Origin of the sequence: Peribacillus loiseleuriae, assembly GCF_001183985.1 — a bacterium.
GTDB lineage: Bacteria > Bacillota > Bacilli > Bacillales > DSM-1321 > Peribacillus > Peribacillus loiseleuriae.
The window spans coordinates 2,230,500-2,245,629 of the sequence record NZ_LFZW01000001.1 but is presented as its reverse complement, the minus strand read 5'-3'; the positions used below and the strand labels follow the sequence as shown (position 1 = coordinate 2,245,629).

10 protein-coding genes and 1 pseudogene are annotated in these 15,130 nt (G+C 38.6%); 3 read left to right on the top strand and 8 right to left on the bottom strand.

The features are described 5' to 3' along the window. Positions 1–82 precede the first annotated feature (82 nt). Positions 83–646: a hypothetical protein gene (locus AC625_RS10520; RefSeq protein WP_049681253.1), complete on the top strand. Its 564-nt coding sequence runs from the start codon at positions 83–85 to the stop codon at positions 644–646. Here the strand turns inward: AC625_RS10520 and AC625_RS10515 are convergent. From AC625_RS10515 to gltB, 6 genes are all read right to left on the bottom strand, one after another. Beyond that, complete coding sequence (locus AC625_RS10515) at positions 633–1,958, bottom strand: PQQ-dependent sugar dehydrogenase (RefSeq protein WP_245644979.1); 1,326 nt, start codon at positions 1,956–1,958, stop codon at positions 633–635. The genes AC625_RS10520 and AC625_RS10515 overlap by 14 nt on opposite strands. 160 nt (positions 1,959–2,118) lie before the next feature. Beyond that, on the bottom strand, positions 2,119–3,018 hold the full coding sequence (locus AC625_RS27705; protein WP_245644978.1) for a thiamine pyrophosphate-dependent enzyme: 900 nt from the start codon (positions 3,016–3,018) through the stop codon (positions 2,119–2,121). Between the two features lie 33 nt (positions 3,019–3,051). Beyond that, entirely contained in the window at positions 3,052–3,198 is a 147-nt protein-coding gene (locus tag AC625_RS27700; RefSeq protein WP_245644977.1) for a hypothetical protein, read from the bottom strand. Positions 3,199–3,219: 21 nt separating this feature from the next. Beyond that, positions 3,220–3,477 carry a thiamine pyrophosphate-binding protein gene (locus AC625_RS27695; protein WP_245644976.1) on the bottom strand — a complete coding sequence of 86 codons (258 nt, stop codon included), beginning with the start codon at positions 3,475–3,477 and terminating at the stop codon, positions 3,220–3,222. Between the two features lie 251 nt (positions 3,478–3,728). Then, positions 3,729–5,210, bottom strand: a complete 1,482-nt coding sequence (gene gltD, locus AC625_RS10505) for a glutamate synthase small subunit (protein ID WP_049681252.1) — start codon at positions 5,208–5,210, stop codon at positions 3,729–3,731. Between the two features lie 16 nt (positions 5,211–5,226). Then, complete coding sequence (gltB, locus tag AC625_RS10500; RefSeq protein WP_049681251.1) at positions 5,227–9,774, bottom strand: glutamate synthase large subunit; 4,548 nt, start codon at positions 9,772–9,774, stop codon at positions 5,227–5,229. 351 nt (positions 9,775–10,125) lie between these two features. Here gltB and gltC point away from each other — a divergent pair, with 351 nt between their 5' ends. Continuing rightward, a complete protein-coding gene (gene gltC, locus AC625_RS10495; protein ID WP_049681250.1) occupies positions 10,126–11,028 on the top strand; it encodes a glutamate biosynthesis transcriptional regulator GltC in 903 nt (300 codons plus the stop codon). A gap of 350 nt (positions 11,029–11,378) precedes the next feature. Here gltC and AC625_RS10490 read toward each other — a convergent pair whose 3' ends face one another. Further along, a complete protein-coding gene (locus AC625_RS10490) occupies positions 11,379–11,570 on the bottom strand; it encodes a hypothetical protein (protein ID WP_049681249.1) in 192 nt (63 codons plus the stop codon). A gap of 224 nt (positions 11,571–11,794) precedes the next feature. Here AC625_RS10490 and AC625_RS10485 point away from each other — a divergent pair, with 224 nt between their 5' ends. Further along, complete coding sequence (locus AC625_RS10485; RefSeq protein ID WP_049681248.1) at positions 11,795–13,123, top strand: oligosaccharide flippase family protein; 1,329 nt, start codon at positions 11,795–11,797, stop codon at positions 13,121–13,123. A 287-nt stretch (positions 13,124–13,410) separates the two neighbouring features. Here AC625_RS10485 and AC625_RS10480 read toward each other — a convergent pair. Beyond that, a pseudogene (locus tag AC625_RS10480) lies at positions 13,411–14,542 on the bottom strand (alanine/glycine:cation symporter family protein). Positions 14,543–15,130: the final 588 nt, after the last annotated feature.

Here is a 15,130-nt window from a genome sequence, read left to right as displayed (position 1 = left end):
TGTATTGTATCTTCAGCATTTCTAGCAAATATTTTAGAAATAACACATATAGTGTAAAAAAGCCTAAATGAGGTGAAGCCCCATGAATTCATTAAAGTTCATTTCAAATGAGATCAAATCTACTCAACATGCTTTTCTTAGACTATCTAAAACCAAACGGCTTGTGTTAGGCTCTCTTTTCGCCAGTCTAGCCGCACTCTTTCAATCAGCTGGAGGTCTTTTCCCTGGAATTGGCTATTTCATTAGCCCATTAGCTACTGCTCCGATTCTTTTTTGCTCCATGCTTTCTATTCCACTTGGTTGTATTTCCTATATGCTGACTACTGTATTACTACTCACTCTTCAGCCAAGCGAACTCATTATTTTCCCCTTTACAACAGGTTTGTTAGGGATTGGCACTGGGGCTGCTTTTTTCATTTTTAATAATAGGATAAGTATCATGGTTAGTGGTGCCACGCTATTAACGGTTGGAATTAGCATTTTATTATACGGTTTCAAATTCCCGGTACTAGGTCCTACTGTTACCCATAATTTCTCTTTCCTTACGCTTGGTTTTATCTTTTTATTTTCAAACTTCTATAATTGGACTTGGGTTGAAATTAGCCTAGCCATTTTTAAAAGAGTAAAAGCAATTATATCTTCGTAACTTTCCAAATTACACCTGTGTTAGGAATAAGAAGTTTAGTACTTCCAGGTGGTTTAAAGATTCCAAAGTCGGTAATAAACATTTCATTGTGTTTTCCAAACGTAACATCTATTGGCCTTTCCAAGCCACCACCTCCTGTTGCAATTGCACTAAGCCCAGTCTTATTGATAGCAAACGGCGAGATTTCTCCTGTTTCAGGGTGAATTCGAGAAACACGGTGACCGACTCTTGGTGCAGGTTTTCCGCCTGTCGTATCTGGCGCCTCACTTCCAAACTCAGCAATAAATGCCTCTCCAATGGGACCGTAAGAAGGATCATAGTTAAAATCAAACCCCATAATAGCCGAATGCGGAGCAAATGTAGCGACAGGTTTGGGTGGCTGCATAGGGTGCTGTCCAAGCAAAAAGGTTGGTTGCGGCTGTCCTTCTGGTTTAAAAATGGGATTTGTCACAGGTTGCCCCCCTGTATAATCGGGCCATCCATACCACATTCCTTGTCTGATCCATTGAAACTCATCCGGTGATTGATCGACAGGGCGACTTCCTCGGACATCAATTCCATGATTTCCGCAAAATAGGCGGTTTTGTCGATCAAACTTTATTCGAAATGGATTCCTTAGTCCCCAGGCAACTAATTCAAGTTGGGTACCATCTGGATTGGCTCTCATAATACTGCCACTCGCCTTCACTATCCCTTTTACATATTCCCCTCGATAAGATGGGACACCAAAAGGAGAATATGCCCCTGTCCACGCTTGTTCACTTGAAAAATCAGATAACACATTTTTTGTTTCAAAGTTTTGTCCGACTAATGGAATGTAAGCACCTGGATAATCATGAAAGTACGGATATTGTTTCACCCACCTGCTATTATCTTCTCCAACAACACCGGAGTTAGTCGCTGTTCCTTGCCCGTAATACATCTTGCCATCAGGGCCGAATACCACACGGTTGTTATGATGATCCCCTAGGCTAGGTAATCCTGCAATAATATCCTTCTTCGTTCCATCTGACTGTATGATTGTAATAAACCCTCGGTGAGCGACATAGATGTTTCCCTTGTAATACGTAATCCCTGTAAGTGGAGGTTTAAATCCCTCAGCAATTACCCTGATTCCGGTTGAGGTGAGCATTAACACTTTACCATTCCCTGAACCTATTCCAGCATCTGCGATGAGCATTTCCCCTTGATCTGTAAATGTTAAATTAATGGGTGTCATAAGTTTTTCAGCAAATACTTCAATCTTATAGCCTGATGGTACCAGTATATCTTCCGGTTTTGTAATTCGAACTATTTTATCAGGACGTTCCACGGTATCCCCCCTAAAAAAATCTCTATTTCTATATATTCAAAGGAGAGTAGTCCTCATTCAATCGTATCGAAAAGAAATCACGTATTAGATTTGTAAAGCAAAGTCAATTATTACAAGCTCATTTGAAGATCTTAATACCTCTTTCAACATGTTTTCAAATTCAATTACCATGATTCACTCGTCTTCCATTGACTCCAAAGCTAGTTGCCAACTGGACAAAATCCGGGTTTTGAAATGTTACTCCATAACTTTTTCCAAACATTTTATTCATCGTCTCCTGTTCCAATTTCAAAATCGAATCATTTAAAACAATAATAATGAAAGAAAGTCCTAGGCGCTTGGCTGTCTCTATTTCCGAAAAATTCATTAATGCTCCTCCATCCCCAGTTAAACAAATAACGATGGCATCTGGACAAGCTAATTTTGCACCTATCGAACCTGGTATGGCAATTCCCATCGAAGCTAACCCATTTGATATAATAAGCCTATTCGGATGTTTAGGCTGGAAAGTGCGAGCAACCGATACTTTATGGGCGCCCACATCAGAAATCACAATAGTATTCTCTGAAGAGAGCTTTTCGATTATATGAAGGATATTTTCTATACTTAAAGGTAAGGAATTAAGATCTTTCGGTATCTCTTCAATTTGATAAGATTGCTTGCTTTTTTCTTGAAGATTTCCGAAAGGTACCCATGATTTAGATGGGATATCGAGTTGATTCAAGGTCCTGATGGTTTGCTTGATGTTACCGACTAATTCTACTTGCACCGGATAATACTCATCCATTTCGGCGGGTGTTGCATTCAGATGTAATATCGGCAGTTTCTTTTCATTCCATTCTTTAGGTAACTTTTCCACGAAATCAAATCCAATGACAATAAGTAGGTCCGCTTCCTTGATGCCAGCTAAAACTTCAGCTTTTTCATTAAACCCAAACGTGAAGTAATTAAGTGGGTGATGTTGAGGTAAAACCCCTTTTGCCATAAAGCTATGAATCAACGGTGCTTGAAGAGCTTCAATAAAGGTATGAAGTTCAGCTACGGCTTCTTGTCTAATCACCCCGTTACCTATAATAACGAGAGGTTTCTTATATTATTGAATAAGTGATATTGCAGCATGTATCGAATCTATTGCAGGGATACATGCTGGAAGGGGAGTAGCCGGTAAGGGTCTACTTGAAATCATTTGTCCTGCTAAGTTCTCCGGTAATTCTATTGCTACTGGTCCTGGTTTCTCCATCCTTTCGACTCTAAAGGCTTTTCAGATCATTTCAGGAATTCTTTGTGAATCTTTTATTTGAATACTCCATTTTGTTACAGGTTCAAATACTTTTGCCATATCCAAATACTGATGGGATTCTTTATGTTGTCTTTCAAAAGCAGTCTGTCCCGTTATAACCACTACTGGTGAATGATCTAGTTTCGCACTTGCTATACCTGTCAACAAATTAGTAGCACCGGGTCCAAGCGTTGATAAACATACTCCCACCTTACTCGATAACCTTCCATTTCTAAACATTGGACAAGTACATCCGTTACTTTCATATTATCCTCCTTAAGCACTATCTTCTTAAAATAAATTTGCTTAATAAAATTTCTTATAAATTACTTTTAGGTTTAACCAAATCATTAAGAGAAGTAAATATTTTTCTAGTCTCAATGTAATACTTTTTTTACTTAAAGAAACAGATTGTAGTCTTATTCTCGGTGGTATGTATTTAAAAACCCGATTCCACATTCATTGGAATCGGGTTTTTATCATGAAAAAACTTAAGGTAATACCGAACTTCCCATCAAATAACAGTCTACTTCACGTGCAACTTCACGGCCTTCGTTAATCGCCCATACAATGAGACTTTGCCCCCTTCTAGCATCACCAGCCGCGAAGATTCCTTCGATATTTGTTTTGTAATCGCCATAGGCAGCGGCGATTTTTTGATTCGTTGTTGCTACATCAAACTGAGCTAATAACGGCTGTTCTGTTCCTTCAAACCCGATTGCGATAAAGACCAATTGTGAGGGCCAGATTTTTTCGGATCCTGGAATTTCTTTATAGTAGTATTTTCCATATTCATCCTTTATTTTTTTCATTTGAATGGTATGCAGCTCTTTTACATGTTCTTTTTCATCCGTGACAATTTTCTTCGTCTGGATAGAATATTCACGGGGATCATCACCAAATTTTGCTTCAGCTTCTTCATACGCATATTCGAGTGTAAAGACGTTCGGATAGGCTGGCCACATATTTTCGGACGTACGAGATGTTGGTAATTTTGGGTGCTTGCCAAATTGCACGACACTACGACAATTTTGGCGGATTGCAGTAGCGACACAGTCAGCTCCTGTATCTCCACCTCCGATTACGATTACATCCTTGCCTTTTGTATCAATGAACTGGCCGTCCTCAAAATTGGAATCTAGTAAACTTTTCGTAGTGGTTGTTAAGTAATCCATTGCGAAATGAATTCCTTTCACTTCCCTGCCCTCAAGCATTAGATCACGCTGTTTTTGAGCCCCCGTACAAAGGATAACGGCATCAAATTGGTTTTGAAGTTCTTCGGTTGAGATATCTTTGCCAACTTCCGTATTTGTGACAAAGTCGATGCCTTCTTTAGTTAGTAATTGGATGCGGCGCACGACAATGTCTTTTTCAAGCTTCATGTTTGGAATACCGTATATTAATAATCCTCCTGCACGGTCTGACCGTTCATAGACGGTTACATTGTGGCCTGCTTGATTCAGTTGATCCGCACTTGCTAAACCAGCAGGGCCTGAGCCGATAATAGCGATTTTCTTCCCTGTCCGTTTTTCTGGAATACGCGGTGTTATCCAGCCATTTGCAAATCCCTTTTCAACAATGGTTCGCTCAATACTTTTAATTGTGACCGCTGGATCAGAAATGGCTACTGTACAAGACCCTTCACAAGGAGCTGGACAAACACGACCTGTGAATTCTGGGAAATTATTCGTTTTAAGCAACCGATCTAACGCTTCCTTCCATCGCTCACGATAAACTAAATCATTCCACTCTGGGATTAAATTGTGAATTGGACACCCGGTTGTCATCCCTTGTATTTCTGAACCCATATGGCAGAAAGGAGTGGCACAGTCCATGCACCGCGCCCTTTGCTGACTTAACAGCTTATCAGAGAAAGGGGATGAATACTCTTTCCAGTCGCTTACACGCGCAAGTGGATCTCTATCCTGTGGATTTTGACGAGTATATTCCATAAATCCTGTTGCTTTTCCCATGTTCCTCTCTCCTTTCTTATTTCATCATTGTTTCAAATGTTTGAATAGATTTTCTTTTTTCTCGTCCAGTGTTTGCCTGAAATGCAGCCATTACCGCTTGTTCGTCTGTTAAACCAGTTTGCTTTTGTTCTTGAATACTTACCAACATCCGCTTATAGTCTTTTGGAATGACTTTTACGAATTTCTCGGCGACCTCATCCCAATTCTCAAGAATATTACATGCTTTCATACTACCTGTGTAAATATAATGACTAAGAATCATTTCCCACAATATAGCAACATCGTGTCGATCATCTATTGCACAAAGTTCAACCATCTCTTGATTGCATAGTGCCGTAAACTCATCACGATCATCAGCAAGAACGTAAGCGATTCCTCCTGACATACCTGCCGCAAAGTTTTTCCCAACATTCCCTAAAATAACAGCACATCCACCAGTCATATATTCACAGCCGTGGTCGCCAATTCCCTCCACTACGACATTTACACCACTATTACGAACCGCAAAACGTTCTCCAACGCGACCGTTGATATAGGCTTCACCGCTAGTTGCACCAATTAAGGCAACATTTCCGGCAATTACATTCTCTGACGCTACAAGCTGAGCTTCATAAGGTGCCTTCACAATCAGTTTTCCACCAGATAGTCCTTTTCCGAGATAGTCATTCGCATCACCAGTTAAATGAAGACTCAATCCATTCGGAATAAAGGCACCGAAACTTTGCCCGGCTGATCCTGTAAAACGAAGCGTGATTGTATCTTCATGTAATCCTTCTTCTCCATATCGTTTTGAAACTTCACTACCAACGATGGTTCCAACAACACGGTTGACATTTGTAATCGGAAGCGTGATATCCACCGGTATCTGATCTTCTAAAGCTGGGAGAACGCTTGGCAAAATGACTTGAATATCTAGTGATTCATTAATCTTATGGTTTTGGGGTGTTTGAAACGTACGAATTCCTTCAGGCTGATATAACAGCGTGGATAAGTCCAATTGTTTTGCTTTCCAATGATTTTTTGCTCGCTCACTTACTTGTAAGACATCTGTACGACCAACCATTTCCTCAACCGTTTCAAATCCAAGTTCTGCCATAAGTTCACGAACCTCCTCGGCAATAAAACGCATAAAGTTTACAATATGATTTGGATTCCCGGTAAATCTTGCACGAAGCTCTGGGTTTTGTGTCGCGACCCCGACAGGACAAGTATCCAAATGACAAGCACGCATCATGACACAACCTAGAACAACAAGTGGAGCTGTCGCAAAACCAAATTCTTCTGCCCCTAATATCGCGGCCATGACGACATCTTTTCCGGTCATGAGCTTTCCGTCTGTTTCTAAAATGACTCTCTCGCGTAAGCCATTCAGCATTAATGTTTGATGTGCTTCTGCAAGTCCAAGTTCCCAGGGTAATCCGGTATGTTTAATGCTAGTTTTAGGTGATGCTCCAGTTCCGCCTTCGTACCCACTGATAACGATAACATCTGCAGCGCCCTTGGCTACACCAGCTGCAATGGTTCCAACGCCTGCTTTTGATACTAGCTTCACGCTGATTCTTGCGTCACGATTGGCGTTTTTCAAATCGTGGATCAACTGTGCTAAATCTTCAATGGAGTAAATATCATGATGTGGCGGCGGAGAAATGAGTCCAACACCTGGTGTAGAACCCCGGACTTCCGCAACCCATGGATACACTTTATTACCAGGAAGCTGTCCTCCTTCACCTGGTTTCGCTCCTTGTGCCATTTTAATTTGCAATTCATCTGCATTGACCAAATAATGGCTTTTCACACCAAAGCGACCTGAGGCAATTTGCTTAATGCTACTTCGACGATTGTCGCCATTTTCGTCTATGATATAACGATTTGGATGTTCTCCGCCTTCACCACTGTTGCTTTTCCCACCTAACCGATTCATCGCAATTGCTAATGTTTCGTGCGCTTCTTTACTTAAAGAACCAAAGGACATCGCACCGGTTTTAAATCGACGGACGATCGAGTCAACAGATTCCACATCCTCAATTGCTACGGCTTGGCGAGACGGATCAAATGAAAATAAATTGCGTAAGAATCCAATCCTTTCCTCATTTGCCATATATGAATATTGTTTATACAATTCATAATCACCTTTGCGGGTAGCCCATTGCAGGGTATGAATTGTCTTTGGATTAAAGGCATGATGTTCACCGTTTTTTCTCCATTGAAAATCGCTTCCTGACTCTAACGTATCATCCTTCGAATCAACGAATGCCTTCTTGTGACGAATCCTAGCCTCTTCCGCTATCGTTGCTAAGTCAATCCCGCCAATTTGTGAAGCCGTTCCACTAAAGTAACGGTCGATAACGCTTGAACCAATGCCTACCGCTTCGAAAATTTGTGCACCACGATAGCTCTGTACCGTCGAAATACCCATTTTTGACATAACTTTAACGACACCATCGGTAATACATTTGCCGTACCTTTTAACTGCTTCTTGATAGCAGACAGATAAGCTTCCATCTAAGATTGCTTCTTTATAAGTGGCATAAGTAAGATATGGGTTGATCCCATCCGCACCATATCCAATAAGTGCAGCAAAATGGTGAACTTCTCTTACATCTCCGGCTTCAACGATTATGCTTACTTTCGTGCGATTTCCTTTTTGGACAAGATACTGATGCAGGGCGCTTACTGCTAATAAAGAAGGAATAGCTGTTTTTTCTTTGCTCATATGTCGGTCTGATAAAATCAGGAAACTTGCTCCTTGATCAATCGCTTGTTCTGCTTCTAGGAACATTCGCTCGAGTTCATTTTCCAAATATTCTGTAAATAAAATATGAATTTGGGTACTCTTAAAGTGATGATTCGCTTTTAATTGCTTCAGTTGACTATTCGTTATAATAGGCGTTTCAAGCTGAATCCTACGGCAATTTCCTTCATTTGGATGAAGTAAATCCCCTTCTCCTCCCAACAATGTCATCGTTGAAGTAACAAATTGCTCACGAATCGAATCAATCGGCGGATTGGTCACTTGGGCAAACGATTGCTTAAAATAATTAAAAAGGGATTGCGGAAAATCCGATAAAACGGCTAGTGGACTATCATTCCCCATGGAACTCAGCGGATCTTTTCCCTCTCTGACCATTGGCAGTAAATATTTTTTGACTTCCTCATACGTATAACCAAACGCTTTTTGACGCGAAAGCAAATCCGCGACTTCATCTTCTTCTCTTTCCATATTATCTAATTGAACAAGATGTTCATCCAACCATTCTTGATACGGATAAGCCCCTGCCATTTCCGATTTTACTTCCTCATCGGAAACTATGCGTCCTTGTTCTAGGTCAAGTAAAAGCATTTTCCCTGGGCTCAAACGTTCCTTATACAATACATTTTCTGGTTCAACGTTGATGACACCAACTTCCGATGAGAAAATAATATAATCATCTTTTGTCACATAATAACGTGCCGGGCGTAAACCATTTCTATCTAAAACAGCCCCAATTTGTTTCCCATCCGTAAAAGAAATGGCTGTCGGTCCATCCCATGGTTCCATCAAACAGCTATGATATTCATAAAATGCTCTCTTTTCTTTCGACAAATGCGGGTTATTTGTCCAAGGTTCGGGAATTAGCATCATCGCTGCATGAGCAGGTTTCCTACCTGCTAGCACAAAGAATTCCAAAGCATTATCTAATATTGATGAATCACTACCATTTATATCAATAATCGGGAGCACTTTCGATAAATCTTCTCCAAATGCTTCAGAAACAAGCTTTTGTTCACGAGCTTTCATCCAGTTAATATTCCCCCGTAGCGTGTTAATTTCTCCATTATGGATAAGGTATCTATTCGGATGCGCCCTTTCCCAGCTCGGAAAAGTATTCGTACTAAATCGGGAATGTACGAGAGCGAAAGCAGAAACAAAAGAGTCGTTCTGTAAGTCTAGGTAAAAAGCATCCACTTGTTTGGGTGTTAGCAATCCTTTGTAAACAATCGTTCTACTTGAAAGGCTAGCAAAGTAAATACGATACTCATGTTCTTTCGCCCATTGTTCGGCTTGTTTTCTAATTATAAATAATTTGCGTTCAAATGCTAAATCATCTTGGATATCTCTATTTGCTCCGATAAAAACCTGGCGAATCGTTGGGCATGTTTCCATACCAACTTTCCCGATTATTCCGACATCAACAGGCACAGTTCTCCAACCAAGAACCGTTTGTCCCTCTCGTTTTATTAATTCGTTTATTTGCGCCTCAATCTTTATTTGCTCCGTCTGATCATTTGAAAAAAAGATCATTCCTACCCCATAACGCCCTTTTTCAGGCAAATGAAAGTTTAAGCAAACTTGCCGGAAAAATTCATCTGGAATTTGCACCATTAATCCAGCGCCATCCCCTGTCTGCGGATCACTTCCCTGTCCACCACGATGATCTAATTGACAAAGCATCTGCAGTCCCTTTTTCACGATATCATGGGTTGCATTTCCTTTTATATGAGCGTATAAGCCAATTCCGCATGCGTCATGTTCAAATTCAGGACGGTAGAGACCTTGCGCTTTTGGTAGTTGATTATAAGTCATAATTATCTTCCTCGTTTCTTTTATACCGGCACCTTTGTTTTTTATTGTAATTTCCCTAATCAATATAAACAATATATCATTTAGATGTAAACTATATCGATTTTATATAATTAATAAAAATGCAGTGTTCCATGCATCCTAATATCTACTTTCATCTATTTTTACATAATTAAAATTAGTAAAAAATTTATTCTTAATTTTAAACAAATTTACTGTTTAAGAAGAACATTAGATGCCTTCTAATTTCTAAAAAATTTTAAATTCACGCAATATTCTATGTATCCAAATCGATTTAAATAATATATCATTTAGATATAAACAATCTCGAAAAGGAATAAAGGAGGGAAAGCAATGGAACTGCGTCAATTAATCTATTTCATCGAAGTTGCTGAACGGGAGCATGTAACAGCCGCTGCAGATCATCTACATGTAGCGCAATCTGCAATTAGTTTACAAATTTCTAAACTTGAAGCAGAACTTGGTGTGAGTTTATTTGAGCGCGTCGGTAGAAATGTTAAACTCACTCAAATCGGAAAAATTTTTTTAATTCATGCTAAAACAGCCATTAAGGCCGTTGATTACGCGAAAGAGAAGGTTGACGAGTACTTAGATCCGGAAAACGGGACGATAAAAATCGGCTATCCAACAAGCTTAGCAAATCATACGCTACCAACGGTTATTTCCGCTTTTAAAGCAAAATATCAGAATGTTTCCTATCACCTTCGTCAAGGATCTTATGCATTGTTAATAGATTCTGTAAAAAATGGAGATATCGGGTTAGCTTTACTTGGGCCTGTCCCTACAAATGAGCCAGATATTAAAGCTGATATTTTATTTTCTGAAAGTTTTTCCGCTTTAGTACCTGACAGTCATCCTTTAGCAGAGAAAAAGAGCTTATCCCTTAGCGAATTGCGAAATGATGACTTCGTATTATTCCCCAAAGGGTATGTTCTTCAAAAAATAGCGGTAGAAGCTTGCCTACAAGCAGGTTTTGCGCCAAACATTATTGCGGAGGGAGAAGATATGGATGCGATAAAAGGCCTCGTTTCCGCAGGTATAGGCATGAGCATTTTACCAGATGGGACACTTTATGAAACAACACCTCGCTTCACTGTGAAAATACCGATTGATACACCTCAAGTGCAAAGAACCGTAGGAATTATCACTTCTAAAAATAGAAGCTTGGCACCAACTGAACAAGTCTTTTATCAGTTTGTTAAAGAGTTCTTCTCTTTGTTGGAGCATTATCGATAGGTTAGTCAAAAGTTTCATCTAATCACAAGCCAAGAGAAACCAAACTCATTCAAGCCATAAAAAACACCCCGTAAATGTTAGTGTAATGTCTAACATTTACGGGGCAGTTCAATTCCCTCTGCTTTTTATTTTATATTTTCATCGAGGTGACATTGTTATTTGGCAGCTTAAGTTTGTCCATATTTTAATGCTACTGGAAACCCGTTATATCCCAAATTAAATAATCGAACTATCCACCAATAAAGGTTAATAAATGCTTCCACTATTAATGGTACTTTTCATCGTAATGAATATAAATGAGCTTGTTATTTTTCCGCAAATAGACTTAAATACGAATTTTTAAAAATGACCTACTCTTTGGGCAAGTCAAGTTTTTGGTATGCTAACTGATACTTTCCTCCTTCAGCAACTTCTGAATGGTATAAAGCTCTAAGGGCAAAGTTTTTCTCAAGTTCATGTTCTTCCATCAACTCTTTTAGGCGCTTTTGTAATTCTTCATTGTCTTTGATTAGCTGTTTCATTTGCGATTTCATGTACTTCATGGGATTTCCACTCCTTTTAGATATCAAATCTATCCCAAGTATAGCATTAATCTTATCATTACGATTACTGCACTTCATAACTTCTTGTACGGCGTAACCGCTGTTGCTATAGGTATAATTTACATGATTTCCACTTTATCATTCATTCTTCTTTTTGACTTACGAATAATCCAAAGCCTGTCTCATATCTTTATTATACAAAGACCTATTGGGAGTGAGTCAGCATGAAATCTTTTTACAAAGGGACCATTATATTGATTGTTGCAGCATTTTTCGGGGAGTGTATTGAGTTTTTTGTCAATATGATCCTAGCTAGAGAACTTCGTGAAGAAGGTATGGGTCTTTATATGTCTATATTGCCAATCATTTTCTTGGTTTATATTATTTCTGGCTTCGAGTTACAGGTTTCCATCTCGAAATTTGTCGCTGAGAATAGACCAAAACTTCATTATAGTTTAGTGCAGCATGCACTTAAATTAGCTGGATATGCGATACTGATTACGCTTCTTTTAACATTAATCGTCGTATCCTTTTCGAATGTTTTGAATAATTTTCATCCATATGTAAAATGGCTATTAATTGGGTTAATCCCGATTGCTGCTTTTTCAACAATCGCAAGAGGGTATTTTATGGGTGTTCAAGAAATGGGGAAAATCGCCTTTTCAAACTTTCTTAAAAAGGGCTTTCAATTCCTATTGCTCTTGCTTATCTTTCATTATCTACAATTTGACCAAGAAAAATCTCTACTAAGTGCGCTAATTATATTAATTGCCAGTGAATTCATTGTGTTTCTCTATTTAATTAGCTTATTTATCATCCAAATGCAAACGATGAGAAAAGTTTCAAATACCACGATTTCAGGTAAACATGCACGTTATAAACTGCTTGCTGTATCCGTTCCGACCGTGGGTCTTCGTATTTTTCACGCCATTACCAATGCCATCCAGCCTTTTTTAATTCACTCAGCTCTACTATCAGCTGGTTTTGGTGCAGTTATGGCGACTGAACATTTTGGGATGCTGATGGGAGTCGCTATGACAATTGGCTTTTTCCCTGCTTTTATTGCTCATTCATTGATGATTATGCTCATTCCGAATGTATCAGATGCTTATGCCAAACAAGACTACCAGAAATTAAGAAATTTATTACAAAAATCCATGTCTTTGACTCTCTTTTACGGACTACCCGCTGTCTTCATTATGTACGTATTTTCAGAACCATTAACATCACTCTTTTTTTCTTCTACTACAGCAGCGGTCTACTTAAAACTTTTATGGCCTTATTTCTTATTCCACTTCTTCATCATCCCGATGCAGGCTTATTTAATTGGGTTAGGATTAGTGAAAGACGCTTTCATCCATACGGTATGGTCCCATATCATCTCATTTATGCTGATGTATCTATTAGGATCCCAAGCCTCTTTGAATATGACCGGTGTGATTTTAGGCATGAACACAGGAGCCATTTTACTAACCATGATGCATTATGTAACGATCTGTAAAAAAGTTGGGATTACTGTTTGGTTAACAAGGCCTAAAGAAAATGTGATTTAACTGTGATATCCATCTAGATGTCACCCTATAACATGAATTGATTTCTTTTATCACATGACTACTTTATAGACTTATTCACATTCACCACACTTTCTAAATATGAAAACAAAAGTTTATTGGCATATTTATTAATTAAATTAATCTCAAATATATGGACAAATCTTCAAACAATAATTCTTAATACGAAAACACTTACCAATTTGTTAAAACAAAGTAATCGTATACTTGAACAAAAAAGCTACCAAAAGGACACCTTCTGATAGCTTCTTTGTTCAAATCCCTCAAAATTATGTGGAATGTGTGATATCAATATTTTTCTTTTTCTCTCTTTTTTCCTGTGCCAATATTTTATTAAAATCTTTAGTTTCCGCAACGACAACTCCCGCTAAAGCAACAAGAGCAATTAAGTTCGGAATCGCCATTAATCCATTAAAGACATCAGCAATGGTCCATACCAATCCGAGACTCATACCAGCACCAACAACGACAGATAAAGTGTAACAAATCCTGTACCATATAATTGAGCGGATTCCAAATAAATATTCAAAACATTTTTCACCATAGTATGCCCATCCTAACACAGTGGAATAAGCAAAAAAGATAATGCCAATTGTAACAATCCAGCCACCTACGCCTGGAAGCATTTGATCAAATGTTTTGGTCGTTAAAGCAGCACCAGATAATTTACTATCCGAATATAAACCTCCCATTACTAACGTTATACCAGTTATCGAACACACGACAATCGTATCAAGAAATGTTCCAGTCATTGAAATTAGAGCCTGACGTCCTGGATGATCCGTCTTAGCTGCTGCAGCTGCAATTGGAGCAGATCCCATACCCGCTTCATTTGAGAATACTCCCCGTGCTACACCATAACGTATCACTGCGCCAATAGCGCCTGCAGCAGCCACAGAATTGGATTGAACAGTACTTCCGATCCCAAAGGCAAAGGCCGATGGCACCAAAAAGAGCAAAAAGGACAGCCAGCCATTTCCATCCTAAACCTCTTTCAATATAATACATCGGCCCTCCAGCCATTTCGCCACGCTTGCCAACTGTCCGGTATTTGACGGCAAGAATCGCTTCAGCATACTTAGTTGCCATTCCAACAAGTGCAGGAATCCACATCCAAAATACCGCACCTGGTCCGCCTAAAACAACAGCAGTAGCAACACCAGCAATATTACCAGTACCTATTGTAGCAGCCAAAGCGGTCATTAATGATTGAAAGTGAGAGATGTCTCCTTCTGAAGAATGGTCTTGATTCTTTGAAAAAGCGAGCTTTAATGCATATGGAAGTTTACTAAATTGAAGGAAAGAAATACGAAACGTTAAATAAACACCAGTTCCTACTAACAAAATCAACAGTGGCGGTCCCCAAATAATATCACTTAATTTGGTTATAAAATCAGTCATAGTTCCACGATCCTTTCTAAAAATAATAAGTTGGGTACAAAATTGTACTGAACAAACTAATTATGTAAAGAAGAAATTGCCATTGCTTATGGATTTGTTAAACCATGAATCCAAGACTTTTTAATTACATACATACAAGCGAGAACCGTTGAGTAAATACCCCCCTTCTAATCAAATAATTAATTAAATTAATGATTTGAAATGTTCTGAATTTAATTCCTGAAAAAATAGATAAGTAAGGTCTTTCGATAAATATAATGAAATTAGTTAGAAGATCAATATACCCCCCTTCAATTCCACTCTATTTATACCATTATATTCCATAAAATCTATTTATACAATATCAAATGCAAGGTTTTCCTACGCTTTTTCTAACTTGTCATATAATTGAATTTCATCGTTTAACGGTTTTAGAAAAATAAAGATAGATGAAAAAATAAAGCCTATTTTTGAAGTAGATTTAACCTAGTTAACACAATTTATATTCATATAATCCAATTCAACAGAAATTGAACAATAAGGATGTTAAGAAGAGATAGCTTGCCTCAAAAGAGTTTGACTCGGACTCTACATACCTTTTATTACGTA